This window comes from Pseudoalteromonas sp. S3260, assembly GCF_005886925.1.
Lineage (GTDB): Bacteria > Pseudomonadota > Gammaproteobacteria > Enterobacterales > Alteromonadaceae > Pseudoalteromonas > Pseudoalteromonas tetraodonis.
On the sequence record NZ_PNCV01000140.1, the window covers coordinates 1 to 1,211 of the forward strand.

Below are 1,211 nucleotides of genomic sequence, written 5' to 3' on the forward strand. Positions count from 1 at the left end.
GTAGATACCATCTCTCTTTATAGGCTTCAAGATCGTATTTAACTTTCTTGGAGCTTAAACGCTTCTTGATTTTTTATTACACCAAAACATATATGAATGAGTTTACGCATATTGGCGCCAATGATTTGCATCGACGTTTTGCCATTATTCAGCAAGGCTATTTTTTGCTGTTGTATCTTATAATTCCACTGCCCAGCGACTACTGCTGCCATATAAAGTTTACTTCTTATTTTTGAGGGCCCTAGCTTGCTCATAGTTGTACGGCCCTTCATTTTCCCAGACTCATGCAGCCGCGGTATTAAGCCACAGTAGGCAGCAGCTTGCTTAGCTCTGCTGAAATTTTTAGCGGCGAATATATACGTCAGCTCCCGAGACATAACAGGCCCAATACCGGGGATTGTTTCTAGTAACGTTCTATTCTTCTTTAAGTCAGGAAAGCTATTTATGTGACTATCAATATCTGACTTAAGTTTTTTTATCTCATCATCTAGAAAGTTAATCGTTTCTTTTAATGATTGAGTGACTCGCTCAGATGTCGCATTAAACTCACTTGCTTCTAATCGATTCTGCTCTCGTTGTTTATTGGACTCCAATGCATCAAGTCGACGCAGTAAGGCTTTAAGCTCTCTAATTTCCTTTGCTTCAGGTTGCCAGAAGTTAACGGTTGATTGCTTAGCATAACCGTAGCTTGCAAGCATTATCGCATCTGACCTATCTGTTTTATGAACAACATTTAGAGCCTCAGCATATTTTTTTGCTTTGCTAGGGTTAGCGAGAATAATATTGAATCCTTGCTGGTATAAAAAGTACATTAACGGCTCATGGTAAACACCGGTTGGCTCTACCGTGATAACGATTTCCTCAGCTATAGTTTTGGTTGTACTTAAAAGCCATTGCTTAATTTCCCTGAAAGCTAGGTGGTTATTTTTAAATACTTTTGTTTTCTTTTTATTAGTGATTGGATCTCTCAGCCAACATAAATCAACTTTATCTTTACTGATATCAAAACCAATAAACATCATCTCTACTTACTCCCCTTGTACATACAGCATCAACTTAATCTAAGAGTGCTTGGATACCATTCAGTTTGTTGAGAATTGGAAGCTAGGGCTTAATCTACGGCTCAGTATCAAGTACTGGGCGGGGCTACAAGCTCACTAACTTCCGATGTAATAAATGATAGCTAATCATCTATTACAGAGAGATACAAG

At 38.4% G+C, this 1,211-nt stretch carries 1 protein-coding gene; it reads right to left on the minus strand.

The window, feature by feature from the left end; all coding sequences use genetic code 11:
- Positions 1 to 38: 38 nt before the first annotated feature.
- Entirely contained in the window at positions 39 to 1,022 is a 984-nt protein-coding gene (locus CWC14_RS16900; protein ID WP_033104359.1) for an IS110 family RNA-guided transposase, read from the minus strand.
- Positions 1,023 to 1,211: the final 189 nt, after the last annotated feature.